Source organism: Staphylococcus sp. ACRSN, from assembly GCF_022346615.1.
Classification (GTDB): Bacteria; Bacillota; Bacilli; order Staphylococcales; family Staphylococcaceae; genus Staphylococcus.
This window is the reverse complement of sequence record NZ_JAKRNS010000004.1, coordinates 1-26,597: the sequence shown is the minus strand read 5'-3', so window position 1 is coordinate 26,597 and position 26,597 is coordinate 1. Positions and strand designations below refer to the sequence as shown.

The 26,597-nt window shown below is 32.9% G+C and carries 21 protein-coding genes; all 21 read left to right on the top strand.

Going from position 1 to position 26,597, the window contains the following annotated elements; all coding sequences use genetic code 11:
* The first annotated feature begins 161 nt into the window (after positions 1 to 161).
* The 21 genes from dprA (at position 162) to infB (ending at position 26,392) form a co-directional block, all read left to right on the top strand.
* On the top strand, positions 162 to 1,034 hold the full coding sequence (dprA, locus tag MHZ36_RS05030; protein WP_239230009.1) for a DNA-processing protein DprA: 873 nt from the start codon (positions 162 to 164) through the stop codon (positions 1,032 to 1,034).
* A gap of 198 nt (positions 1,035 to 1,232) precedes the next feature.
* On the top strand, positions 1,233 to 3,299 hold the full coding sequence (gene topA / locus MHZ36_RS05025) for a type I DNA topoisomerase (protein ID WP_239230008.1): 2,067 nt from the start codon (positions 1,233 to 1,235) through the stop codon (positions 3,297 to 3,299).
* Positions 3,300 to 3,455: 156 nt separating this feature from the next.
* Positions 3,456 to 4,763 (top strand): FADH(2)-oxidizing methylenetetrahydrofolate--tRNA-(uracil(54)-C(5))-methyltransferase TrmFO, encoded by a 1,308-nt coding sequence (gene trmFO, locus MHZ36_RS05020; RefSeq protein WP_239230007.1) that lies wholly within the window; start codon positions 3,456 to 3,458, stop codon positions 4,761 to 4,763.
* 117 nt (positions 4,764 to 4,880) lie between these two features.
* Complete coding sequence (gene xerC, locus MHZ36_RS05015) at positions 4,881 to 5,771, top strand: tyrosine recombinase XerC (RefSeq protein ID WP_239230006.1); 891 nt, start codon at positions 4,881 to 4,883, stop codon at positions 5,769 to 5,771.
* A 3-nt stretch (positions 5,772 to 5,774) separates the two neighbouring features.
* The gene (gene hslV, locus MHZ36_RS05010; RefSeq protein WP_119485856.1) at positions 5,775 to 6,317 is read left to right on the top strand and encodes an ATP-dependent protease subunit HslV; all 543 of its coding nucleotides are present in this window, start codon (positions 5,775 to 5,777) and stop codon (positions 6,315 to 6,317) included.
* Between the two features lie 145 nt (positions 6,318 to 6,462).
* A complete protein-coding gene (hslU, locus tag MHZ36_RS05005) occupies positions 6,463 to 7,866 on the top strand; it encodes an ATP-dependent protease ATPase subunit HslU (RefSeq protein WP_239230005.1) in 1,404 nt (467 codons plus the stop codon).
* Positions 7,867 to 7,890: 24 nt separating this feature from the next.
* On the top strand, positions 7,891 to 8,664 hold the full coding sequence (gene codY, locus MHZ36_RS05000; RefSeq protein WP_239230004.1) for a GTP-sensing pleiotropic transcriptional regulator CodY: 774 nt from the start codon (positions 7,891 to 7,893) through the stop codon (positions 8,662 to 8,664).
* A 242-nt stretch (positions 8,665 to 8,906) separates the two neighbouring features.
* On the top strand, positions 8,907 to 9,695 hold the full coding sequence (gene rpsB / locus MHZ36_RS04995) for a 30S ribosomal protein S2 (protein WP_239230003.1): 789 nt from the start codon (positions 8,907 to 8,909) through the stop codon (positions 9,693 to 9,695).
* 92 nt (positions 9,696 to 9,787) lie between these two features.
* Positions 9,788 to 10,666 carry a translation elongation factor Ts gene (gene tsf, locus MHZ36_RS04990; protein WP_239230001.1) on the top strand — a complete coding sequence of 293 codons (879 nt, stop codon included), beginning with the start codon at positions 9,788 to 9,790 and terminating at the stop codon, positions 10,664 to 10,666.
* 133 nt (positions 10,667 to 10,799) lie between these two features.
* Entirely contained in the window at positions 10,800 to 11,522 is a 723-nt protein-coding gene (gene pyrH / locus MHZ36_RS04985; protein WP_239230000.1) for a UMP kinase, read from the top strand.
* A 16-nt stretch (positions 11,523 to 11,538) separates the two neighbouring features.
* The gene (gene frr, locus MHZ36_RS04980) at positions 11,539 to 12,093 is read left to right on the top strand and encodes a ribosome recycling factor (protein ID WP_239229999.1); all 555 of its coding nucleotides are present in this window, start codon (positions 11,539 to 11,541) and stop codon (positions 12,091 to 12,093) included.
* A 225-nt stretch (positions 12,094 to 12,318) separates the two neighbouring features.
* On the top strand, positions 12,319 to 13,092 hold the full coding sequence (locus tag MHZ36_RS04975) for an isoprenyl transferase (protein WP_239229998.1): 774 nt from the start codon (positions 12,319 to 12,321) through the stop codon (positions 13,090 to 13,092).
* Positions 13,093 to 13,101: 9 nt separating this feature from the next.
* The gene (locus MHZ36_RS04970) at positions 13,102 to 13,884 is read left to right on the top strand and encodes a phosphatidate cytidylyltransferase (protein WP_239229997.1); all 783 of its coding nucleotides are present in this window, start codon (positions 13,102 to 13,104) and stop codon (positions 13,882 to 13,884) included.
* Between the two features lie 302 nt (positions 13,885 to 14,186).
* Complete coding sequence (gene rseP, locus MHZ36_RS04965) at positions 14,187 to 15,473, top strand: RIP metalloprotease RseP (RefSeq protein WP_239229996.1); 1,287 nt, start codon at positions 14,187 to 14,189, stop codon at positions 15,471 to 15,473.
* A gap of 24 nt (positions 15,474 to 15,497) precedes the next feature.
* On the top strand, positions 15,498 to 17,198 hold the full coding sequence (locus MHZ36_RS04960) for a proline--tRNA ligase (RefSeq protein WP_239229995.1): 1,701 nt from the start codon (positions 15,498 to 15,500) through the stop codon (positions 17,196 to 17,198).
* Between the two features lie 312 nt (positions 17,199 to 17,510).
* Positions 17,511 to 21,827 (top strand): PolC-type DNA polymerase III, encoded by a 4,317-nt coding sequence (locus MHZ36_RS04955; protein ID WP_239229994.1) that lies wholly within the window; start codon positions 17,511 to 17,513, stop codon positions 21,825 to 21,827.
* A 208-nt stretch (positions 21,828 to 22,035) separates the two neighbouring features.
* Positions 22,036 to 22,503: a ribosome maturation factor RimP gene (gene rimP, locus MHZ36_RS04950; protein WP_239229993.1), complete on the top strand. Its 468-nt coding sequence runs from the start codon at positions 22,036 to 22,038 to the stop codon at positions 22,501 to 22,503.
* Positions 22,504 to 22,523: 20 nt separating this feature from the next.
* On the top strand, positions 22,524 to 23,693 hold the full coding sequence (nusA, locus tag MHZ36_RS04945) for a transcription termination factor NusA (RefSeq protein WP_239229992.1): 1,170 nt from the start codon (positions 22,524 to 22,526) through the stop codon (positions 23,691 to 23,693).
* Between the two features lie 20 nt (positions 23,694 to 23,713).
* Complete coding sequence (rnpM, locus tag MHZ36_RS04940) at positions 23,714 to 23,998, top strand: RNase P modulator RnpM (RefSeq protein ID WP_239229991.1); 285 nt, start codon at positions 23,714 to 23,716, stop codon at positions 23,996 to 23,998.
* Entirely contained in the window at positions 23,995 to 24,312 is a 318-nt protein-coding gene (locus MHZ36_RS04935; RefSeq protein ID WP_239229990.1) for a L7Ae/L30e/S12e/Gadd45 family ribosomal protein, read from the top strand. The genes rnpM and MHZ36_RS04935 overlap by 4 nt, the downstream gene beginning before the upstream one ends.
* Before the next feature lie 4 nt (positions 24,313 to 24,316).
* A complete protein-coding gene (gene infB / locus MHZ36_RS04930) occupies positions 24,317 to 26,392 on the top strand; it encodes a translation initiation factor IF-2 (RefSeq protein WP_239229989.1) in 2,076 nt (691 codons plus the stop codon).
* Positions 26,393 to 26,597: the final 205 nt, after the last annotated feature.

The window sequence follows — 26,597 nt, the reverse complement described above, 5'->3', positions numbered from 1 at the left end:
ATGATAGGCGAATTTTAAATAGTAGAAAAAAGGCCGAGAAGTTCATCTTATAATAAATTTTACTCCTTAATTTTATATTAAATTTAAGGAGATTTTGATATGTAAATGTAAACATAACGATTCGAAAAAATCGTTATAATTTATAGTATAAGGAGGTATTAATGGAAAAGACATATCAATATTTAAAGTTGAGATTTGCTGGTTTAACCACGAATCAAATATATAAATTACTTTTGCATGCACCCAGTTTTTTAGAAGAATCTATTAAAGAGCAAATTATTTTATTTAAACGGTTTTTATTAAATATAAATTGTCGTAATAAATTTTTAATCTATAACAAATTTACAAATTACTCGATTGAAGCGTTGGGTTATTCACTCTTGAAAAACCACATACATTTCGTTGGCATACACCAACACGCGTATCCAGCATTACTTCGTGAAATATATAATCCCCCTGTAATTCTATTTTATAAAGGCAATTTACAAATGCTTTCCACTCAAAAAACATTAGCAGTTATTGGCTCCCGAAATGCTACACAATATACAAAACAATCGTTAAGTTTACTATTTCCATATTTCAAAGCACAAAATTTATGTATTGTTTCTGGGTTAGCAAGAGGTGCCGATTGTATTGCACATCAATTAGCATTGCAAAATGGTTTGCCAGCAATTGCCGTATTAGGTTTTGGACATAAGCAACATTATCCTAAACAAACATTTGAAATTAGACAACAAATAGAACAAATTGGTATCGTAATTAGCGAATATTTACCTGATGAACCGCCTAAGAAGTATCATTTCCCTGAACGTAACAGAATTATTAGCGGGCTTTCTAAAGGTGTGTTGATAACTGAATCTACCGAAAGAAGTGGGACACTAATAACGACAGAGCACGCTCTAGAACAGAACAGAAATGTATACGTATTGCCGGGAACAATTTTTGATCCATTGGTAAGGGGTAATTTAAAAAGTGCACAAGAAGGCGCGAAAATAGTAATTAAGGCCTCTGATATTTTAGAAGATTTTATTTAAGTTTCTCAAAATGTAAATTTTGTAGTACAGTTTAAACTGAAATAGTAAATCAATTACATTATAAATATTAACCGAGTGATGAATTTTAAATGCGTCTATGTTTTAAAAATTTAAATCAGTAATTAAAAACATTGACAAAAACAAAATACACCGTTTATCATTTATCTTTGTAATTAGAAATGCAAGGGGGTAAATACTTTGGCAGAAAATTTAGTCATAGTTGAATCGCCTGCAAAAGCTAAAACCATTGAAAAATATTTAGGTAAAAAATACAAAGTAATCGCATCAATGGGGCATGTTAGAGACTTGCCACGAAGCCAAATGGGTGTAGATTACGATAATGATTATGAACCAAAATATATAACGATACGCGGCAAAGGTCCTGTTGTAAAGGAATTAAAAAAACATGCTAAAAAAGCAAAAAAAGTCTTTTTAGCGAGTGACCCTGACCGTGAGGGTGAAGCAATTGCTTGGCATTTAGCGAATATATTAAATTTAGAAGATTCAAATGAAAATAGAGTAGTATTTAATGAAATTACCAAAGATGCTGTGAAAGATAGCTTTAAACATCCAAGAGGCATTGAGATGGAATTAGTCGATGCGCAACAAGCAAGACGTGTATTAGATAGATTAGTTGGATATAATATTTCTCCTGTTTTATGGAAAAAGGTAAAAAAAGGATTATCTGCTGGTCGTGTACAATCAGTAGCATTAAGGCTTGTCATTGATCGTGAGAATGAAATTCGCAACTTCAAACCAGAGGAATATTGGAAAATTGAAGGGGAATTTAGATATAAAAAATCCAAATTTAGTGCGAAGTTTTTACACTATAAAGATAAACCTTATAAGTTAACTAACAAAGGTGACGTTGAGGCAATCACAAAAGAATTAGATGGTGATCAATTCGAAGTAACCAAAGTTACTAAGAAAGAAAAAACAAGATATCCAGCAAATCCATTTACCACATCGACATTACAACAAGAAGCTGCACGTAAACTGAATTTTAAAGCACGTAAAACGATGATGCTTGCACAACAATTATACGAAGGTATAGATTTGAAAAGACAAGGTACAGTTGGTTTAATTACTTATATGAGAACTGATTCTACAAGAATCTCAGATCAAGCTAAAATAGAAGCAAAGAACTATATACAAGAAAAATATGGTGATGATTATACTTCTAATCGAAAATCTAAGGGTCAAGGTGATCAAGATGCCCATGAGGCGATAAGACCGTCTAGTGCATTAAGAACACCAGCAGACATGAAAGACTATTTAACGCGCGATCAGCACAGACTCTATAAATTAATATGGGAACGCTTCGTAGCTAGTCAAATGGCACCAGCAATTTTAGACACTGTTGCATTAGACTTAACACAAAACGATATCAAATTTAGAGCAAATGGCCAAACTATTAAATTTAAAGGCTTTATGACGTTATATGTGGAAACAAAAGATGATGACGAAAATGGTAAAGAAAATAAATTACCTAATGTTGAAGAAGGTGAAAAGGTTACTGCAACACAAATCGAACCCTCTCAACACTTCACACAACCGCCACCACGTTATACTGAAGCTAGACTAGTTAAAACGTTGGAAGAATTAAAGATTGGTAGACCATCCACATATGCACCTACTATTGATACAATTCAAAAGCGAAACTATGTAAAAAATGAAAGTAAACGTTTTGTACCAACGGAATTGGGAGAAATTGTTCATGAACAGGTAAAAGACTATTTCCCTGAAATTATTGATGTTGATTTTACTGTGAATATGGAGACATTACTTGATAAGGTCGCAGAAGGTGACATAGAATGGAAAAAAGTAATCTCTGATTTCTATACTAGTTTTAAACAAGACGTAGAACGTGCTGAAACAGAAATGGAAAAAATTGAAATCAAAGACGAACCAGCGGGTGAAGATTGTGAAGTCTGTGGTTCACCGATGGTTATAAAAATGGGACGTTATGGTAAATTTATGGCGTGCTCAAATTTCCCTGATTGTAGAAATACAAAAGCGATAATTAAAACAATTGGAGTCAAATGTCCAAAATGTAATGATGGCGATGTTGTAGAAAGAAAATCAAAGAAAAATCGTCTGTTTTATGGTTGTTCTAAATATCCTGAATGTGACTTTATTAGTTGGGATAAACCAATTGGTCGTGCTTGTCCTAAATGTGAGCAATACCTCGTTGAGAAAAAACAAGGACGTAAGAGCCAAGTCGTCTGTTCAAATTGTGATTATAAAGAAGAAGAACAAAAATAGTGTTATCCTTAACGCATAATAAAAATATGGATAGCAAATTATAGAAAATAATAATATCAGCAACTTACGACACATATCTTATAAAGTGGTATTCAGTTCTTATAATTTATGATATGCGTGTCGTAGTTGCTATTTTAATGTATTGGAGGATTTTTAATGACTCAAACTGTCAATGTTGTAGGTGCTGGTTTAGCTGGATCGGAAGCTGCATATCAATTAGCACAACGAGGGATAAAAGTTAATTTAATAGAGATGAGGCCGGTTAAACAAACACCAGCACATCATACAGATAAATTTGCAGAGTTAGTATGTTCAAACTCTTTAAGAGGAAATGCATTAACAAATGCAGTGGGTGTACTTAAAGAGGAAATGAGACGTTTAGATTCACTTATTATAAATGCTGCTGACAAAGCACGTGTACCAGCAGGTGGTGCGTTAGCGGTAGATAGACATGACTTTGCTGGCTACATAACTGAAACGTTGAAACAACATCCGAATGTTACAGTTCTAAATGAAGAGGTTGATAGCATTCCAGAAGGCTATACAATTATTGCAACTGGCCCATTAACAACTAGTAACCTTGCTAAAGAAATTGTAGATGTGACAGGGAAAGATCAGCTGTACTTTTATGATGCTGCAGCACCAATTATTGAAAAAGATAGTATAGATATGGATAAAGTTTATTTGAAGTCACGTTATGATAAAGGTGAAGCGGCATATCTAAATTGTCCTATGACCGAAGAAGAATTTGATAAATTTTATGATGCGGTTTTAGAGGCAGAAGTTGCACCAGTTAATGAATTCGAAAAAGAAAAATATTTTGAAGGATGTATGCCTTTCGAAGTTATGGCAGAGCGCGGTAGAAAAACATTGTTATTTGGCCCGATGAAACCGGTTGGTCTTGAAGACCCGAAAACTGGTAAAAGACCATTTGCAGTTGTTCAACTACGCCAAGACGATGCGGCAGGTACATTATATAATATTGTTGGTTTTCAAACACATTTAAAATGGGGAGCTCAAAAAGATGTTATTCGTCTTATTCCTGGGTTGGAAAATGTAGATATAGTGAGATATGGTGTAATGCATAGAAACACATTTATAAATTCACCAGATGTATTGACTGAAACATATGAATTAAAAGGGCGAGAATCATTATATTTTGCAGGTCAAATGACTGGTGTTGAAGGATATGTAGAAAGTGCTGCGAGTGGTCTTGTAGCAGGAATAAATGTTGCTCATAAATTGCAAAATAAAGCTGAAGTTATTTTTCCTAGAGAAACAATGATTGGTAGCATGGCTTATTATATCTCTCATGCGAAGAATGAAAAGAACTTCCAGCCTATGAATGCAAACTTCGGTTTATTGCCTTCACTTGAAAATAGAATTAAAGATAAAAAAGAACGTTATGAAAAATTAGCAAATAGAGCCTTATCGTTTTTAGATAATTATAAGCAAACACTTTAGAATTATATTTATAATGTTTGTTTCCGAAAATTTAGAAAATTTAACACAACTTAATAGTTATTTTTCGCAGTTCCCTTCCACAATATGCTACAATTCTTATTGATGGAGGGGTTTTTATTGGAAGAAATCCAAGAGGCATATCTTTATATGTTAAAAGTTGAACGTCAATTTTCTGAGCATACATTGAAGTCATATCACGATGACCTTGAACAATTTAATATGTTTTTAAATCAAGAATATTTGAATTTATCAACCTTTGAATATAAAGATGCAAGAAATTATTTGAGTTTTTTATATTCAAAAAACTTGAAAAGAACTTCAGTTTCCCGTAAAATTTCTACGCTGAGAAGTTTTTACGAATATTGGATGACTCAAGATGATGAAGTGATTAATCCATTTGTACAACTCGTGCACCCTAAAAAAGAACAATATTTACCACACTTTTTCTATGAAGAAGAAATGGAAGCTTTATTTGATGCAGTTGAAAATGATGACAAGAAGGGCCTAAGAGATCGTGTCATATTAGAAATGTTATATGCAACTGGGATAAGGGTTTCAGAATTAGTCAATATCAAAATGACTGATATTGATTTGAGTTTACCTGGCGTTAAAGTACTAGGAAAAGGCGGTAAAGAAAGATTTATTCCGTTTGGTGAATTTTGTAGACAAAGTATCGAGCGATACGTGGAAGGTTTTAAACCTAAAATAAATGCAAATCATAAATATTTGTTAGTCAATATGAACGGTGCGCCTATCACTGAGCGTGGCGTTCGTTATGTGTTAAATAATGTTGTGAAAAGGACATCTGGGGTGACTGAAATTCATCCACACAAATTACGACATACATTTGCAACCCATATGTTGAACCAAGGTGCTGATTTACGAACAGTACAATCTTTATTGGGACATGTAAATCTTTCGACAACAGGTCGCTATACACATGTAACTAATGATCAATTAAGAAAAGTTTATTTAAATGCACATCCACGTGCGAAAAAGGAGAATTAGATTATGAGTACATCAATACATGCAACAACGATATATGCTGTGAAACATAATGGCCATTCTGCAATGGCAGGGGATGGACAAGTGACACTTGGTGAACAAGTAATCATGAAAAATACTGCGCGAAAAGTACGTCGTTTGTACAATGATAAAGTGTTAGCAGGATTTGCAGGCAGTGTAGCTGATGCATTTACTTTATTTGAAAAATTTGAAACGAAATTACAACAATTTGGTGGGAATCTTGAAAGAGCAGCGGTAGAACTTGCTCAAGAATGGAGAGGCGATAAACAACTGCGCCAATTAGAAGCAATGTTAATCGTTATGGATAAAGAATCATTATTAGTTGTTAGTGGTACTGGTGAAGTTATTGCACCAGATGATGATTTGATTGCAATCGGTTCTGGCGGAAACTATGCATTAAGTGCAGGTAGAGCTTTGAAACGTCATGCAACACAATTATCTGCGAAAGAAATGGCTTATGAAAGTTTAAAAGTTGCTTCAGATATATGCGTTTTTACAAATGATCATATTATTGTTGAAGAATTATAAAATAGATTAACAGAATAGTTTTATAATTACTTTTAATGTATAAATATTTTGAAATCGGATAAAGTATTAACAATTGTAAATACAATTAAAATGATAAAGCATATAAATGATGAATATAGTTAAAATAAATGGAGGTTATTTAGATATGGACACGAATGGTATAAAACTTACACCTAAAGATATCGTTTCTAGCCTAAATGAATATATCGTTGGACAAGAAGATGCAAAGCGTAAAGTAGCTGTTGCACTTAGAAATAGATATCGTAGAAGCCTACTTTCAGAAGAAGAAAAGCAAGAAATTGCACCGAAAAACATCTTGATGATTGGACCTACAGGTGTGGGTAAAACTGAAATCGCACGTAGAATGGCAAAAATAGTTGGTGCGCCGTTTATTAAAGTAGAAGCTACAAAATTCACAGAGGTTGGTTATGTCGGTAGAGATGTTGAAAGCATGGTCAGAGACTTGGTAGATGTTGCTATACGATTAGTAAAAGAACAAAAAAAAGCGTTAGTTGAAGATGAAGCAAAAGTAAAAGCAAATGAACGATTAGTAAAATTGTTAGTACCAAGTATGAAGAAAAAAGCAAACCAAAACAGTAACCCACTTGAATCATTGTTTGGTGGAGCAATGCCTAACTTTGGACAAAGCAATGAAGAAGAGGAAGAAACACCAACAGAAGAAATAAAAACAAAACGATCTGAAATTAAAGAACAATTATTAAAAGGACAACTTGAAGAAGAAAAAGTTCGTATTAAAGTTGAACAAGATCCTGGTGCTATGGGTATGCTAGGAACAAATCAAAATCAACAAATGCAAGATATGATGAATCAACTTATGCCTAAGAAAAAAATTGAACGAGAAGTACCTGTGAAAACAGCTAGAAAAATTCTAGCGGATGAATTAGCAGACGAATTAATAGATCAAGAATCGGCAAATCAAGAAGCAATTGAACTTGCTGAACAAATGGGAATTATCTTTATCGATGAAATTGATAAAGTCGCAACTAACAATCAAAATTCAGGACAAGATGTGTCTCGACAAGGTGTTCAAAGGGATATTCTACCAATACTTGAAGGTAGCATGATTCAGACAAAATATGGTACTGTAAGTACGGAGCATATGCTGTTTATTGGTGCAGGCGCATTCCACGTTGCTAAGCCAAGTGATTTAATTCCTGAGTTACAAGGTCGTTTTCCAATTCGTGTTGAATTAGAAAGTCTTTCAGTAGAAGATTTTGTTAGCATTTTAACAGAGCCTAAGTTATCACTTATCAAACAGTATGAAGCATTATTACAGACTGAAGATGTGACTGTGAACTTTACACAAGAAGCGATTAAACGATTAGCTGAAATCGCCTTTCAAGTCAATCAAGATACTGATAATATCGGCGCACGTCGTCTGCATACGATTTTAGAAAAAATGTTAGAAGATTTATCATTTGAAGCACCAAACATGCCAAACGCTATGGTAGATATCACGCCTCAATATGTTGATGATAAATTAAAATCAATTTCAACAAATAAAGATTTAAGTGCTTTTATTTTATAATATAATTTAAAAAGGAGAAGGAATATGAGCTTATTATCGAAAACTAGAGAATTAAATACACTTTTGCAAAAGCATAAAGGAATTGCCGTAGACTTTAAAGATATGGCACAAACAATAAGTAGCGTTACAGTAACAAACGTATTTATCGTTTCAAGAAAAGGAAAGATTTTAGGTTCTAGTTTGAATGAATTATTAAAAAATGAACGAATTATTCAAATGCTTGAAAATCGCCATATCCCAAGTGAATATACAGATCAACTTATGGATGTGAGAGAAACACAATCTAATATTGATATCGAAAATGTGCTAACAGTATTCCCACCAGAAAATAAAGATTTGTTCAAAGATAGTAGAACAACTATTTTCCCTATATTAGGAGGAGGAGAACGCTTAGGAACTTTAGTGCTTGGTAGAGTTCAAGATGATTTCTCTGAAAATGATTTAGTTTTAGGTGAATATGCTGCTACTGTAATTGGCATGGAAATCTTAAGAGAAAAACATAACGAAGTTGAAAAAGAAGCTCGTGATAAAGCAGCAATTAGTATGGCAATTAACTCATTATCTTATTCTGAAAGTGAAGCAATTGAACATATTTTTGAAGAATTAGGCGGGAAAGAAGGATTACTAATCGCGTCTAAAGTAGCGGACCGTGTTGGAATTACTAGGTCTGTAATTGTTAATGCTTTACGAAAATTAGAAAGTGCGGGCGTTATTGAATCTCGTTCTTTAGGTATGAAAGGTACTTTCATTAAAGTTAAAAAAGATAAATTTTTAGATGAATTAGAAAGATTTAAATAAACTATTAAAAACAAATTAATATAAATAGAAAAAGAACGTGAACTTTAAATTACACGTTCTTTTTTAATGAGAGAAATTAAGTAATGAAACTATTGCTTTATAGATGCAAATGTGATATATTTATTCACGGCTATAAGGCCAATACACACATGAAAAGTGAAAGTATGAACGGTGCGATAATGATTTATCGTGTTTATATGAGCTTTTTATGGAGGTAGAAAACCAATAGGAGGAATTTAATCATGGCAGTAATTTCAATGAAACAATTGCTAGAAGCAGGTGTTCACTTCGGTCACCAAACACGCCGTTGGAACCCAAAAATGAAACGATATATCTTCACTGAAAGAAACGGTATCTATATTATCGATTTACAAAAAACAGTGAAAAAAGTAGAAGAAGCTTATAACTTCATCAAACAAATTTCTGAAGATGGCGGAAAAGTTTTATTCGTTGGTACAAAAAAACAAGCGCAAGAGTCAGTTAAAGCTGAAGCTGAGCGTTCTGGTCAATTCTATGTTAACCAAAGATGGTTGGGTGGAATCTTAACTAACTATAAAACAATTTCTAAACGTATTAAACGCATCAATGAAATTGAAAAAATGGAAGAAGATGGCTTATTCGAAGTATTACCTAAAAAAGAAGTTGTAGAACTTAAAAAAGAATATGACCGTTTAATTAAATTCTTAGGCGGAATTCGTGATATGAAATCAATGCCTCAAGCATTATTTGTAGTTGATCCTCGTAAAGAGCGCAACGCAATTGCTGAAGCACGTAAATTAAACATCCCAATCGTAGGTATCGTGGATACAAACTGTGATCCTGATGAAATTGATTACGTTATCCCTGCAAACGATGATGCTATTCGTGCAGTTAAATTATTAACTGGTAAAATGGCAGATGCAATCTTAGAAGGTCAACAAGGTGTATCAAATGAAGAAGTAGCAGCTGAACAAAACATTGATTTAGATGAATCAAATAAAGCTACTGAAGCAGAAACAACTGAAGAAGACACTTCTGTTGAATCAAACTAAGAATAATGTAAAATGGGTGATAAGATAAATAGGCTTATCACCTTTTTTTAAAGATAAATTTATTAAAATTCATTAATATGGAGGAATATGAAATGGCAATTTCAGCTAAACTTGTAAAAGAATTACGTGAAAAAACTGGCGCTGGTATGATGGACTGTAAAAAAGCGTTAACAGAAACAGATGGAGATATCGATAAAGCAGTTGACTACCTACGTGAAAAAGGTATTGCAAAAGCAGCTAAAAAATCTGATCGTATCGCAGCAGAAGGTCTAGTACATGTTGAGGAAAAAGGAAACGAAGCAGCTATCGTTGAAATCAACTCAGAAACTGACTTCGTTGCTCGTAACGAAGGTTTCCAAAACTTAGTTAAAGAAATTGCTATCCAAGTATTAGATTCAAAAGCTGAAACAGTGGAAGCATTATTAGAAACAACTTTATCAGACGGTAAAACTGTAGACCAACGTGTGAAAGAAGCGATTTCTACAATTGGTGAAAAATTAAGCATCCGTCGTTTTGCTGTTAGAACTAAAACAGATAACGATTCATTCGGTTCTTACCTACACATGGGTGGACGTATTGGCGTGTTAACAGTAGTTGAAGGTTCAACTGATGGCGAAGCAGCTAAAGATGTAGCTATGCATATCGCTGCAATTAACCCTAAATATGTTTCATCAGAACAAGTAAGTGAAGATGAAATTGCTCATGAAAGAGAAGTATTGAAACAACAAGCATTAAATGAAGGTAAACCAGAAAATATCGTTGAAAAAATGGTAGAAGGTCGTTTACGTAAATATTTACAAGAAATTTGTGCAGTTGACCAAAACTTTGTAAAAGATCCTGATCAAACAGTTGAAGCTTTCTTAAAATCTAAAGGTGGAAAACTTGTTGACTTCGTTCGTTATGAAGTAGGCGAAGGAATGGAAAAACGTGAAGAAAACTTTGCTGACGAAGTTAAAGGACAAATGAAATAATTTTTCATAGCTTGAACAAGAAAGAAGACACCTTTTGTGCTCCATATGAAAGATTTACTTTTGTATTGGAAGAACTATTGTGTCTTCTTTACTTGTATCAATTACATATTTTTACAATAGAGAGGATAAGACAATGGCTCAAACTTCTAAATACAAACGTGTTGTTTTAAAATTAAGTGGCGAAGCACTAGCAGGTGAGGATGGTTTTGGAATCAATCCAATCATTATAAAAAGTGTTGCAGAACAAGTAGCAGAAGTTGCTAAAATGGATTGTGAAATCGCAGTTATCGTTGGTGGCGGTAATATTTGGAGAGGTAAAACTGGTAGCGACTTAGGCATGGATCGTGGAACAGCAGATTACATGGGTATGTTAGCAACGGTTATGAATGCCTTGGCATTGCAAGACAGTTTAGAACAACTAGAGTGTGATACACGTGTTTTAACTTCAATCGAAATGAAACAAGTGGCAGAACCATATATTCGACGCCGTGCAATTAGACATTTAGAGAAAAAGCGTGTTGTAATTTTTGCAGCTGGAATCGGTAATCCATACTTTTCTACTGATACAACTGCAGCTTTACGTGCAGCAGAAGTTGAAGCTGATGTTATCTTGATGGGTAAAAATAATGTTGATGGTGTATACTCTGCTGATCCAAAAGTAGATCCTAACGCTGTCAAATATGAACATCTTACTCACATTCAAATGTTGCAAGAAGGTTTACAAGTAATGGACTCAACAGCATCATCATTCTGTATGGATAATAATATCCCATTAAATGTATTTTCAATTACAGAAGAAGGTAATATTAAACGTGCTGTACAGGGTGAAAAAATAGGAACATTAATTACAAAATAATTAGAGGTGTATGACAATGAGTGACATTCTTCAAGACACAAAGTCAAAAATGAAAAAAACAATTGATAATCTTTCAAGAGAATTAGCTAATATCAGTGCTGGTAGAGCAAATTCAAATTTATTGAATGGTGTAACAGTTGATTACTATGGTGCGCCAACACCTGTACAACAATTGGCAAGCATCAATGTACCAGAAGCCCGTTTATTAGTAATTTCACCTTACGACAAATCGTCTGTAAGTGATATTGAAAAAGCAATTAACGCGGCTAATCTTGGCGTGAATCCATCAAGTGACGGTGAAGTAATACGTATTAGCATACCTGCGCTTACTGAAGAACGTCGTAAAGATTTAGTTAAAGATGTTAAAAAAATTGGTGAAAATACTAAAGTTGCAGTTAGAAATGTTCGTCGTGATTCTAATGATGAACTTAAAAAGCAACAAAAAGATGGCGATATCACTGAAGATGACTTAAGATCACAAACAGAAGATGTACAAAAGTTAACTGATGACTCAATTAAAGAAGTAGATAGTTTACTAGAAGAAAAAGAAAAAGATATTATGTCAGTATAAACATGGTAATAATGTATTTGTTTTAAATTATGAACACCATTTTAATATGGCAGACCTATGATTTTAGAATAAAGCATATTTTTATCTGAACTGTATCAAATAGGACTTTGGTACAGTTTTTTTATTTGTTTATTCAACGAGCCTATCTATTATGATAAAATGGTAGATAAATGTATCGTGAACCTATTATAATAAACAGAGAGACGCAAGCTCGGAGGAAATACCATGTTTAAAAAGTTAAATAAACAGAAAAAGAAACAACCACAGCAATTAAATTCTGAACTAGAATTACATAATATACCTGAACATGTAGCCATAATTATGGATGGAAATGGTAGATGGGCAAAAAAAAGAAGATTGCCGCGAATTAAAGGACACTATCAAGGAATGCAAACAGTCAAAGAAATCACCAAAGAAGCGAGTGACCTAGGAATCAAATTTTTAACACTTTATGCTTTTTCGACTGAAAATTGGTCTAGACCTAAAAGTGAAGTGAATTACATCATGAATTTACCAGTAAACTTTTTAAAAACATTTTTACCTGAATTAATAGAAAAAAATGTTAAGGTCGAAACAATTGGTTTTATGGAGCATTTACCACAAACTACATTAAAATCTATTAATAAAGCGATTGAAGAGACTAAAGACAATACTGGATTGCGTTTAATCTTTGCTTTAAATTATGGAGGTCGTGCAGAAATTGTTCAAAGTATGAAATCAATTTATGATGAGCTTTTAAATGAAGGTTTATCTAGCGATGCCATTACAGAGGAAATGATTGAAAAACACTTAATGACGCATAAATACCCAGATCCTGAATTGTTAATTAGAACTTCTGGAGAACAAAGAATTAGCAATTTTCTAATTTGGCAAGCTTCATATAGTGAATTTATTTTTAACGAAAAATTGTGGCCCGACTTCGACAAAGAAGAGTTAATAAATTGTATTAAAATTTATCAATCACGCCAACGACGTTTTGGTGGGGTTATAGATAGTTAGGAGAAAAGTATGAAAGTTAGAACTTTAACGGCAATTATCGCGTTGATCATTTTCCTTCCAATTTTATTAAAAGGTGGATTAATTTTAATTTTATTTTCATATTTACTAGCTTTTATTGGTTTAAAAGAGTTACTTAATATGAATATGATTAAATTTTTATCTATACCTGGTATTATTAGTGCATTAGGGGTATTCATTATAATGCTGCCACAGGATGCAGGAACTTGGGTAAACGACTTACAACTTAAATCACTCATTGCTATGAGTTTTATTTTATTAAGTTATACAGTACTGTCTAAAAATAGATTTAGTTTTATGGATGCTGCATTTTGTTTAATGTCTATTGCATATGTAGGTATTGGTTTTATGTATTTATATGAAACAAGATCCGAAGGTATTCATTACATATTGTTTGCATTTTTAGTAGTGTGGTTAACGGATACTGGTGCATATATATTCGGTCGCCTTATGGGTAAACATAAATTATGGCCAGTAATTAGTCCGAACAAAACGATTGAAGGCTTTATTGGCGGTTTAATTTGTAGTTTAATCGTACCTTTAATTATGATTATGTTTGTAGATTTTGATATTGCTACATGGTTATTACTTATCTTTACAGTTATTTTAAGTATGTTTGGCCAATTAGGTGATTTAGTAGAATCTGGTTTTAAACGCCACTTTGGTGTGAAAGATTCAGGCCGAATTTTACCAGGTCATGGCGGTATTCTCGATAGATTTGATAGTTTTATGTTTGTATTACCGTTATTAAATATCTTTCTTATCCAAATGTAAGTTTAGATAGAGTTAATATACTCAAAAAATAGATATATCTTTTACAGGAGTTAATGAAGTAATGACATCTAATGATTCTTTTTTGATGTCATTACTTCTTAACTCCTTTTCACAAGGATAAACATTTTAACTATTAAATATGAAAAAGTTAAATAGTATAGTTACGTGTAACGCAAAGTAGAGTTGTGTTATACTTTTATAATCTTGAGTTATGGTTTGGAGCAGTTTGAAAGTTAAGAATATAAAACAATAGAACAACTTCCAAATAAATAATTTATATCGAAAATATGAGGTGTATTGAATTGAGTTTTCTAGTAACGATTATATCTTTTATCATCGTATTCGGTGTACTTGTTTCTGTACATGAATATGGGCATATGTTTTTTGCGAAAAGAGCAGGTATTATGTGTCCAGAATTTGCAATAGGTATGGGACCAAAAATATTCAGTTTTAGAAAGAACGAGACGTTATATACAATTAGATTGTTGCCTGTCGGTGGTTATGTACGTATGGCGGGAGACGGTTTAGAAGAATCGCCGGTACAACCCGGAATGCATGTAAAAATAAAATTAAATGATAGAGATGAAATCACTCATATCATTTTAGATGATCAACATAAATTTCAACAAATTGAAGCAATTGAAGTTAAGCAATGTGATTTTAGTGAAGGTTTATATATAGAAGGTGTAACTTCATATGATCAAGAGCGTCATCATTATAATATAGCGAAAAAAGCGTATTTTGTTGAAAACGGTAGCTTAATTCAAATAGCACCTAAAGATCGTCAGTTTACTTATAAAAAACCTTATCAAAAGTTTTTAACACTTTTTGCAGGGCCTTTATTTAACTTCTTACTTACTTTAGTGATATTTATTGGATTAGCGTATTATCAAGGAACACCAACAAATAGTATTGATAAAGTATTTGATAATACACCTGCACAAAAAGCAGGATTGAAATCCGGTGATACAATTACAAAAATCGATAATTATCAAATAAAAGATAAAGATGATATTGATAATGCAATGACTAAAGTAAAAAGTCATGAGACAAAATTGACAGTTGAGCGTGATGGTAAACAAAAGTCATTTGATGTTAAACCTAAAAAAGTAGAGCAGAAAATGACGAAAACACACTCTGAAACAAAGTATCTACTTGGATATCAACCAAGTACAGAACATACGCTATTTAAGCCAATTCTTTCAGGTATTGAAAGAACGGTAGTAGCAGGTAAATTAATTTTTACAGCTATTTTAAGTATGATTGCTAGTATATTCACTGGTCAGTTTTCATTTGATATGCTAAATGGCCCTGTTGGTATCTACCATAATGTAGATTCTGTAGTGAAAACAGGCATTATCAATCTTATTTCATGGACAGCATTATTAAGTGTCAATTTGGGATTAATGAATTTATTACCAATTCCAGCACTTGATGGTGGACGAATCTTATTCGTAATTTATGAAGCTATTTTCAGAAAACCAGTTCATAAAAAGGCAGAAACAGCAATTATTGCTGTAGGTGCAGTATTTGTGTTAATTATTATGGTATTAGTGACATGGAACGATATCCAACGCTATTTCTTATAATGTAATTTGGAGAGGGGCAAAACAATGAGACAATCAAAAGTATTTATACCAACGATGAAAGAAGTTCCTTCTGGTGCTGAAGCGCTAAGCCATCGTTTATTATTAAAAGCAGGTTTAATTAAACAAAGTACGAGTGGTATATATAGTTATTTACCACTAGCTGCAAGAGTGTTAAATAATATAGAAACAATAATTAGAGAAGAAATGGAACGTATTGATGCAGTAGAAATTCTTATGCCTGCATTGCAACAAGCTGAACTTTGGGAAGAGTCAGGCCGTTGGGATGCCTATGGACCAGAATTAATGCGATTACAAGATAGAAATGGTCGCGGATTCGCACTTGGGCCAACACATGAAGAAGTAGTAACATCAATTGTTAGAGATGAGTTGAAGTCATATAAACAATTACCATTAACACTATTCCAAATCCAATCAAAATTTAGGGATGAAAAACGTCCGAGATTTGGTTTACTACGTGGAAGAGAATTTATAATGAAAGATGCATACTCTTTCCATGCTGATGAAGCGTCACTTGATGAATCATATAATGACATGTACGAAGCTTATGGACGTATATTTAAACGTGTTGGTATAAATGCAAGACCAGTTGTAGCTGATTCTGGAGCTATTGGTGGTAGTCATACACATGAATTTATGGCATTAAGTGAAATAGGTGAAGATACAATTGTTTATAGTGAGCAAAGTGATTATGCAGCTAACATAGAAAAAGCAGAAGTTGTATATGTGCCAAATGCAAAGCATGAAGATATTAAAGATTTAGAAAAAATCGAAACGCCAAATGTGCATACTGCTCAAGAGTTAGCTGATTTTCTTGAAAAACCATTAGATGAAATCACTAAATCAATGGTCTTTAAAGTAGATGGCGAATTTATCATGGTTTTAGTACGTGGTCATCATGAAATTAATGATATTAAATTGAAAGCATATTTCGAGACAGATAATATTGAATTAGCTACAGAGGCTGAAATCGTCAACTTATTAGGTGCTCGACCAGGTTCATTAGGGCCAGTAACTGATAAAGATATCAAAATATTTGCTGATAGTTATATACAAGATTTAAACAACATTGTAGTTGGTGCGAATGAAGATGGTTATCATTTATTAAATGCGAACTTAGGACGCGATTTTGATGTTACTGCATTTGGTGATTTTAGATTTATTTTAGAAGGTGAAGCATTAGCTGATGGTTCAGGTTCTGCTAAATTCGCTGAAGGTATTGAGGTCGGCCAAGTATTTAAACTAGGTACAAAGTATTCAGAATCAATGAATGCAACATTCTTAGATAATCAAGGTAAAGCAAAACCGTTATTAATGGGTTGTTATGGTATTGGTGTTTCAAGAACTTTAAGTGCCATCGTTGAACAAAATAATGATGATAACGGTATTATTTGGCCAAAATCAGTTACACCATTTGAAATTCACTTAATTACAATTAATCCTAAAAAAGACGAGCAACGCGAATTAGGAGATCAATTATACGCACAATTAAAAACTGACTTTGATGTCTTATATGATGATCGTAAAGAGCGTGCAGGTGTCAAATTTAATGATGCTGACCTAATTGGTTTACCAATTAGAGTAGTAGTTGGGAAAAATGCAGCAGAAGGTATCGTAGAAGTGAAACGAAGAGATAATGGAGAAAGTGAAGAAATACATGTTGATGATTTAATTCAATATGTAAATGAATTATACTTAAAATTTTAATCCGTAATGAATATTCGAATGAATAATTATAGTGATAAAGTTTAAATATTCATCATAAAATAACACGAAGGAATATCATCATAGCGAATGATATTCCTTTGTTTTTCTTTGATATTAAATAGCAATACATGCCGGTGATTTGTTGCAAAATAAGGTTGTTTAATATTAATGTGAGAATTATTGGAATATTAAAAAGTAATGCATTTATATATTAGAATTAATAGTAAATGCGTTATAATATAGAGAATGATAAAAAATATACACCGTCATATGATAAAAAACAGTGTAATGAAAAGTAAGGTGGTAATCGTCATGGCTATGACAAATCAGGAAAAATTTAAAATCTTAGCTGATCAAATTAAAATTGCGAATCAGTTGGATTCAGAATTTCTTGAACAAAGTGAATTAAATCGTGTAGATGTTTCTACGGTAGATCGTTCATGGATATTTCAAATTTCATTTCCGTACTTTTTATCAATAGAAAATTATTTACTATTTATAAATGCAATTCAAGAGGAGTTTAAATCTATTGCGAATGTGAGCTGTAACTTCACTATTCTCAATAAAGCAAATCAAGATGAATTTGCTATTAAATATTTTAGTTATTGTATAGATCAAACTAAATTATCACCTAAAGTGAAAGGACAACTTAAGCAAAAGCGTTTAATTATGTCTGGTGATGTGTTGAAAGTAATGTGCCAAAACGATGTTGAAAGAAATCATTTTGATAAGGCATGTAATGGTAGTCTAATAAAAGCTTATCAACAGTGTGGATTTGATATTAGCGGTATTATATTTGAAACAGACAGTATTGGAACAGAAGATGAATTAGCCTCATTAGAAGCACATATACAACAAGAAGATGAGAAAAGTGCTAGAGAAGCAACAGAAAAATTAGAAAAAATGAAAGCTGAAAAAGCAAAACAGCAAGACAACAATGAAAGTTCGGTTAATAAGTGTCAAATTGGTAAGCCAATTCAAATCGAAAATGTACGTTCAATCGAATCTATTATCGAAGAAGAATTCAAAGTAGCTATAGAAGGTGTTATTTTTGATATCAATTTAAAAGAATTAAAAAGCGGTCGACATATTGTCGAGTTGAAAGTAACAGACTATACGGATTCACTAGTATTAAAAATGTTTACTAGAAAAAATAAAGATGATTTAGATCATTTTAAAGCGCTAAGTGTTGGGAAATGGGTTCGTGCCCAAGGTAGAATAGAAGAGGATACATTCGTACGGGATCTTGTAATGATGATGTCGGATATTGAAGAAATTAAAAAAAATCCAAAACAAGATAAAGCTGAAGAAAAAAGAGTTGAATTTCATTTACATACATCGATGAGTCAAATGGATGGTATCCCAAATATTTCCGCATATGTAGATCAAGCTGCCAAATGGGGTCATAAAGCGATTGCAGTTACAGATCATAATGTAGTACAAGCATTTCCAGACGCTCATAGTGCTGCAGAAAAAAATGGAATAAAAATGATATATGGCATGGAAGGTATGTTAGTTGACGATGGTGTACCTATTGCTTATAAACCTTTTGATTGTAATCTTAAAACAGCAACATATGTAGTATTTGACGTGGAAACGACAGGTCTTTCTAATCAATATGATAAGATAATTGAACTTGCAGCAGTGAAGGTTAAAGATGGCGAAATTATTGATAAATTTGAACGTTTTAGTAATCCGCATGAACGATTGTCTGAAACCATTATTAATTTGACTCATATTACAGATGACATGCTAGTGGATGCACCTGAAATTGAAGAAGTTTTAACAGAATTTAAAGAATGGGTTGGAGATTCAATATTTGTTGCACATAATGCATCATTTGATATGGGCTTTATTGATACAGGATATGAGCATGTTGGCTTAGGCGAATCCACTAACGGTGTAATCGATACGCTAGAACTTTCACGTACAATTAACACTGAATATGGAAAGCATGGATTAAATTTCTTAGCTAAAAAATATGGTGTAGAGTTAACACAACACCATAGAGCAATTTACGATACTGAAGCTACTGCATATATTTTTATAAAAATGTTGAAGCAATTAGAAGAATTAGGTGTACAAAATCATAAAGATATTAATCAATCTCTTTCTAATGAAGATGCTTATAAAAGAGCTCGACCAAATCATGTCACTTTAATTGTTCAAAATCAGCAAGGGTTGAAAAACCTATTTAAAATCGTAAGTGAATCTCTCGTTCACTATTATTATAGAACGCCAAGAATACCACGATCATTATTAGATGAATATCGTGAAGGGCTACTTGTTGGATCAGCATGTGATGAAGGTGAAGTATTTACTGCTGTTATGCAAAAAGATCAATCACAAGTAGAAAGAATAGCGAAGTACTATGACTATATAGAAGTTCAACCACCAGCACTATATCAAGATTTAATTGATAGAGAATTAGTAAGAGATAATGAAACGTTACATGAAATTTATGATCGTTTACTAAAAGCAGGTGAAGCAAATCAAATACCTGTCATCGCAACGGGAAATGCACATTATCTATTTGAACATGATAGTATAGCGCGTAAGATTTTAATTGCTTCACAACCAGGTAATCCATTAAATCGCTCTACTTTACCAGAAGCACATTTTAGAACTACAGATGAAATGTTATCTGAATTACACTTTTTAGGTGAAGAAACTGCTTATGAAATTGTTGTGAAAAATACTAATGAATTAGCAGACCGAATTGAACGCGTTGTACCTATTAAAGATGAGTTGTATACACCACGTATGGACGGTGCAAATGAAGAAATTAGAGAATTAAGTTATTCAAATGCTAAAAAATTATATGGTGATGATTTACCACAAATCGTTATTGATAGATTGGAAAAAGAATTGGCGAGTATTATCGGTAATGGTTTTTCAGTTATCTATTTGATTTCACAAAGACTAGTTAAAAAGTCACTTGATGATGGGTACTTAGTAGGATCGCGTGGTTCAGTTGGATCTAGTTTCGTAGCAACGATGACGGAAATAACAGAGGTTAATCCATTACCACCACACTACATTTGTCCAAAATGTAAGGAAAGTGAGTTCTTTAATGATGGTTCAGTCGGTTCTGGTTTTGATTTACCAGATAAAAAATGTTCACATTGCGATTGCGATTTAATTAAAGAAGGCCAAGATATTCCATTTGAAACGTTCTTAGGATTTAAAGGAGATAAAGTACCTGATATTGACTTGAACTTCAGTGGTGAATATCAACCAGAAGCACATAATTATACTAAAGAACTATTTGGTGAGGATAAAGTATTCCGAGCTGGTACGATAGGTACGGTAGCTGAGAAGACAGCATTTGGTTTTGTTAAAGGTTATTTAAATGATCAAGGTATTCATAAAAGAGGTGCAGAAGTCGACCGTTTAGTTAAAGGATGTACTGGTGTCAAACGTACTACTGGTCAACATCCAGGTGGTATTATTGTTGTGCCTGATTATATGGATATTTATGATTTTACTCCAGTGCAATTCCCAGCGGATGATCAGTCATCTTCATGGATGACGACGCATTTTGATTTCCATTCCATCCATGACAATGTTTTAAAACTCGATATACTAGGGCACGATGATCCAACAATGATTAGAATGTTACAAGATTTATCTGGTATAGATCCTAAGACAATTCCTGTAGATGATAAAGAAACGATGGGGATATTTAGTTCACCGGATCCACTTGGTGTATCTGCTGATGAAATTTTATGTAAAACTGGTACATTTGGTGTTCCGGAATTTGGTACAGGTTTTGTTAGACAAATGTTAGAAGATACAAAACCAACATCATTTTCAGAATTAGTTAGAATTTCAGGATTATCACATGGTACTGATGTTTGGTTAGGTAATGCACAAGACTTAATCCGCTCTGGTACATGTGATTTATCGAGTGTAATCTGTTGTCGTGATGATATCATGGTTTATTTGATGTATAACGGATTAGAGCCTTCTTTAGCCTTTAAAACAATGGAATTTGTTCGTAAAGGTAAGGGTTTAACAGATGATATGGTAGAAGCAATGGTCGATAATGAGGTACCAGATTGGTATTTAGATTCTTGTAGAAAAATTAAATACATGTTCCCTAAAGCCCATGCTGCAGCATATGTACTGATGGCTGTGAGAATTGCTTATTTTAAAGTACATTACCCACTTTATTATTATGCGAGTTATTTTACTGTAAGAGCGTCTGACTTTGATTTAATTTCAATGATTAAAGATAAAGAAAGCATACGTAATACTGTTAAAGAAATGTATAGTCGATATATGGATTTAGCAAAAAAAGAAAAAGATACGTTGACAGTATTAGAAATTATGAATGAAATGGCACAAAGAGGCTATAGAATGCAGCCAATAAGCCTTGAAAAAAGTAAGGCATTTGAATTTATAATTGAAGGTGATACATTAATTCCTCCATTTATTTCAGTACCAGGTCTTGGTGAAAACGTAGCACAAAGAATTGTCGAAGCAAGAGAAGAAGGTCCATTTTTATCTAAAGAAGATTTAAATAAAAAAGCAGGACTATCACAAAAAGTTATAGATTATCTAGATGAGTTAGGTTCATTGCCAAACTTACCTGATAAAGCGCAACTCTCAATATTTGACATGTAATATTAAAATATTTAACTTTAATTTCAAATTAAATATAGCGTAGTCTAATTTTACCCTAATTATATTGTCATCATGGGCTTAGAAATATGTAGTTATTTGTCTACATGAAAAACATATGATATAATAATGGTGCTTAAAAAATTAGACTCAGGCAGAAAGAGTGGGCATAATACCCGCTCTTTTCTATTTGCCAAAAAAGGAGGTCAGCATGAGTAAAATAACTGAGCAAGTTGAAGCAATTATTCAACCAGTGCTTGACGACTTAAATTTTGAATTAGTTGAAGTTGAGTTTACCAAAGAAGGAAAAGACCATTTCTTAAGAGTTTCTATCGATAAAGATGGTGGTGTGGATTTAAATGATTGTGCATTAGCTTCTGAAAAAATAAGTGAAGTTATGGACAAAGAAGATCCAATCCAAGAAATGTATTATCTTGATGTAGCATCACCAGGTGCTGAAAGACCAATTAAAAAAGAAAAAGATTATCAAAACGCAATTTCAAAACCAGTATTTGTTTCTCTCTATGCACCAATTGAAGGTGAGAAAGAGTGGTTGGGTATATTACAATCAGTCGATGAAGAAACGATAGTACTAGAAGTTAAAGAAAAAGCTAAAAAGAAGCAAGTCAAAATTCCAAGAAGTAAAATCGCTAAAGCTCGTCATGCTGTAATGATTTAACGTGATTAGGAGGATAAATCGTGTCAAGTAATGAACTATTATTAGCTACTGAATATTTAGAAAAAGAGAAAAAGATCCCTAGAGAAGTATTAGTCGATGCAATTGAAGCAGCATTAATAACTGCTTATAAAAAGAACTATGATAGTGCAAGAAGTGTTCGTGTTGAGTTAAATATGGATCAAGGTACTTTTAAAGTTATTGCGCGTAAAGATGTAGTTGAGGAAGTCTTTGATGATAGAGACGAAATTGATTTAAGTACAGCGCTAGTTAAAAACCCGGCCTATGAAATTGGAGATATCTATGAAGAAGATGTTACACCAAGTGACTTTGGTCGTGTTGGTGCTCAAGCAGCAAAGCAAGCTGTAATGCAACGTTTACGTGATGCTGAACGTGAAATTCTATATGATGAATTTATCGATAAAGAAGATGATATCGTTACAGGATTGATTGATAGAGTAGATCATCGTTATGTTTATGTGAATTTAGGAAGAACAGAAGCAGTTTTATCTGAGGCTGAAAGAAGTCCGAATGAAAGTTATATTCCGAATGAAAGAATTCGCGTTTATGTCAATAAAGTTGAACAAACAACAAAAGGTCCTCAAATCTATGTTTCGAGAAGTCATCCAGGTTTATTGAAACGATTATTTGAACAAGAAGTACCTGAAATCTTTGATGGAACAGTAATTGTTAAATCAGTTGCACGTGAAGCTGGAGATCGTTCTAAAATTAGTGTTCATTCAGATAACCCAGATATCGACGCTGTTGGAGCATGTGTAGGTTCTAAAGGTGCTCGTGTTGAAGCGGTTGTAGAAGAGCTTGGCGGAGAAAAAATTGATATTGTACAATGGGATGAAGATCCTAAAGTTTTCGTAAAAAATGCTTTAAGTCCTTCTCAAGTATTGCAAGTTATTGTTGATGAAGAAAATCAATCAACTGTAGTTGTAGTTCCGGACTATCAACTATCATTAGCAATTGGTAAACGTGGACAAAATGCAAGATTGGCGGCCAAATTAACTGGATGGAAAATTGATATCAAATCAGAGTCAGATGCAAGAGAAGCAGGTGTTTATCCTGTAGCTGAGGATGATTTGCAAATATCTGATGAAACTGAAGATATTGAAGTAGAAGAATCAATTTCTGAAATTCCTGAAGGAACAACTGATTCAGAAACAGAAAAAGACGCTGAATAATTAATTGGAGTGATAACTTTATGAAAAAGAAAAAAATTCCAATGCGTAAATGTATACTTTCGAATGAAATGTTTCCTAAAAATGACATGATTCGTGTAGTAATTAACAAAGAAGGCGAAATATTTGCTGATGCAACTGGTAAAAAACAAGGCCGTGGTGCCTATGTTTCAAAAGATGTTAAATCAGTTGAAAAAGCACAAGAAAAAGGCATTTTAGAAAAATATTTCAAGGCAGATGCTGAAACCTTAGATCCAGTTTATAAAGAAATTATACGTCTGATTTATCGCGAAGAGATTCCTAAATGAATAAAGATAAAATCGTGAATTTCTTAGGTTTAGCAATGCGTGCTGGTAAAGTTAAAACAGGTGAGTCAGTCATTTTAAATGACTTAAAGAAAAATAAATTAAAACTCGTTATCTTAGCATCAGATGCTTCTGAAAACACATCAAAAGTGATTCAGAATAAATGTGAAAGTTATAAAGTACCTATGCGAATATTTGGTATACGAGAAGAACTTGGACAAGCATTAGGCAAATCAGAAAGAGTCAACATTGGAATTACAGATCAAGGTTTTGCTAAAAAGTTATTGTCAATGATAGATGAATATAGTAAGGAGTGACTATATGAGTAAACAAAGAATTTACGAATATGCAAAAGATTTAAATATAAAAAGTAAAGATATAATAGATGAATTAAAAAAGATGAACGTTGAGGTTTCAAACCATATGCAAGCTTTGGAAGATGATCAAATCAAAGCATTAGATAAGAAATTTAAACCTAACCAAACTGCAGATGCTAATCAATCACAACAAAAATCAAATCAAAAGCCAGCACAAAAAAGTAATAACAACAAGAAAAATGGTCAGAATAATAACAATAAGAAAAATAATAAAGGTAATAAACAAAACAAAAAACAACCTAAACAACAAGAAGAACCAAAAGAAACACCTTCAAAAATAACGTATCAAGATGGAATTACTGTAGGCGAATTAGCTGACAAGTTAAATGTCGATTCATCAGGTATTATCAAAAAATTATTCTTACTAGGTATTATGGCTAATATCAATCAATCATTAGATGATGAAACGTTAGAGTTAATTGTAGATGATTATGGTGTTGAAACTGAAAAAGAAGTCGTTATTGATGAAGAGGACTTATCAGTTTATTTCGAAGATGCAACTGAAGATGAAAATGCAGTAGAAAGACCTGCTGTAGTAACAATCATGGGGCACGTTGACCATGGTAAAACGACTTTACTAGATTCAATTAGAAATACAAAAGTTACAGCTGGCGAAGCTGGTGGTATTACACAACATATTGGTGCATATCAAATTGTCAATGATGGTAAAAAAATCACTTTCCTTGATACTCCAGGACATGCTGCATTTACAACAATGCGTGCACGTGGTGCACAAGTAACTGATATTACAATCCTTGTTGTGGCAGCAGACGACGGTGTTATGCCACAAACAATTGAAGCAATTAACCATGCAAAAGAAGCAGCCGTTCCAACAATTGTCGCGGTAAACAAAATTGATAAACCAACATCAAATCCAGATCGAGTTATGCAAGAGTTAACTGAATATGGATTGGTACCTGAAGATTGGGGTGGCGACACAATCTTTGTTCCACTTTCAGCGCTAAGTGGCGATGGTATAGACGATTTATTAGAAATGATTGTGCTTACATCTGAAGTACAAGAATTAAAAGCAAATCCTAGTCAACATGCTGTAGGTACAGTAATCGAAGCAGAGTTAGATAAATCTCGTGGACCTGCTGCATCATTATTAGTACAGAATGGAACATTAAATGTTGGAGATCCAATCGTTGTAGGAAATACTTATGGTAGAATCAGAGCAATGGTCAACGACTTAGGTCAACGTATTAAGTCAGCAGGACCATCTACTCCCGTTGAAATTACTGGTATTAACGATGTTCCTCAAGCAGGAGATAGATTCGTAGTATTTAAAGATGAAAAACAAGCAAGAAGAATTGGTGAAGCACGCCATGAATCTAATGTTTTACAACAACGACAAGAAAGCAAAAGTGTTTCACTTGATAACTTGTTTGAACAAATGAAGCAAGGTGAAATGAAAGACTTAAATGTTATTATCAAAGGTGATGTTCAAGGTTCAGTTGAAGCCTTAGCAGCATCATTAATGAAAATTGATGTTGAAGGCGTAAATGTGCGTATTATTCATACTGCAGTTGGTGCGATAAATGAATCTGACGTTACCTTAGCTAATGCCTCAAATGGTATCATTATTGGTTTTAATGTGAGACCTGACACAGGTGCAAAACGTGCGGCGGAGACTGAAGGCGTTGACATGCGTTTACATCGTGTAATTTACAATGTTATTGAAGAGATTGAATCGGCAATGAAAGGTATGTTAGACCCTGAATTTGAAGAACAAGTGATTGGTCAAGCAGAAGTTAGACAAACATTCAAAGTATCTAAAGTTGGTACAATTGCTGGTAGTTATGTCATTGACGGTAAGATTACGCGTAATGCAGGTGTACGTGTAATTAGAGACGGTATTGTCCAATTTGAAGGCGAATTAGATACATTGAAGCGTTTCAAAGATGATGCCAAAGAAGTCGCACAAGGTTATGAATGTGGTATCACTATTGAAAAATACAATGATCTTAAGGAAGGCGACATTATTGAGGCCTTTGAAATGGTTGAAATTAAAAGATAATAAACCATACGTTTCTTAAAATTATTTTAGTGCAATGTTTAGAAAATATTTTATAACAAATATAAAAGTAGTAATCCGTTTTTTGTAAATGGATTACTACTTTTTATTTTGCACGTATACACTTTACTGTACTATAGATAGATAGAAATGTTATACTGATTATTAATATAATTATTATAAAATAATTTTTGCAAAAATTTCAAAC

Excerpts from the sequence above, each read along its gene's own strand:
- dprA (WP_239230009.1), top strand. The coding sequence starts at position 162 with ATGGAAAAGACATATCAATATTTAAAGTTGAGATTTGCTGGTTTAACC.
- trmFO (WP_239230007.1), top strand. The coding sequence starts at position 3,456 with ATGACTCAAACTGTCAATGTTGTAGGTGCTGGTTTAGCTGGATCGGAA.
- hslV (WP_119485856.1), top strand. The coding sequence starts at position 5,775 with ATGAGTACATCAATACATGCAACAACGATATATGCTGTGAAACATAAT.
- hslU (WP_239230005.1), top strand. The coding sequence starts at position 6,463 with ATGGACACGAATGGTATAAAACTTACACCTAAAGATATCGTTTCTAGC.
- codY (WP_239230004.1), top strand. The coding sequence starts at position 7,891 with ATGAGCTTATTATCGAAAACTAGAGAATTAAATACACTTTTGCAAAAG.
- rpsB (WP_239230003.1), top strand. The coding sequence starts at position 8,907 with ATGGCAGTAATTTCAATGAAACAATTGCTAGAAGCAGGTGTTCACTTC.
- tsf (WP_239230001.1), top strand. The coding sequence starts at position 9,788 with ATGGCAATTTCAGCTAAACTTGTAAAAGAATTACGTGAAAAAACTGGC.
- pyrH (WP_239230000.1), top strand. The coding sequence starts at position 10,800 with ATGGCTCAAACTTCTAAATACAAACGTGTTGTTTTAAAATTAAGTGGC.
- frr (WP_239229999.1), top strand. The coding sequence starts at position 11,539 with ATGAGTGACATTCTTCAAGACACAAAGTCAAAAATGAAAAAAACAATT.
- MHZ36_RS04975 (WP_239229998.1), top strand. The coding sequence starts at position 12,319 with ATGTTTAAAAAGTTAAATAAACAGAAAAAGAAACAACCACAGCAATTA.
- MHZ36_RS04970 (WP_239229997.1), top strand. The coding sequence starts at position 13,102 with ATGAAAGTTAGAACTTTAACGGCAATTATCGCGTTGATCATTTTCCTT.
- MHZ36_RS04960 (WP_239229995.1), top strand. The coding sequence starts at position 15,498 with ATGAGACAATCAAAAGTATTTATACCAACGATGAAAGAAGTTCCTTCT.
- MHZ36_RS04955 (WP_239229994.1), top strand. The coding sequence starts at position 17,511 with ATGGCTATGACAAATCAGGAAAAATTTAAAATCTTAGCTGATCAAATT.
- rimP (WP_239229993.1), top strand. The coding sequence starts at position 22,036 with ATGAGTAAAATAACTGAGCAAGTTGAAGCAATTATTCAACCAGTGCTT.
- rnpM (WP_239229991.1), top strand. The coding sequence starts at position 23,714 with ATGAAAAAGAAAAAAATTCCAATGCGTAAATGTATACTTTCGAATGAA.
- MHZ36_RS04935 (WP_239229990.1), top strand. The coding sequence starts at position 23,995 with ATGAATAAAGATAAAATCGTGAATTTCTTAGGTTTAGCAATGCGTGCT.
- infB (WP_239229989.1), top strand. The coding sequence starts at position 24,317 with ATGAGTAAACAAAGAATTTACGAATATGCAAAAGATTTAAATATAAAA.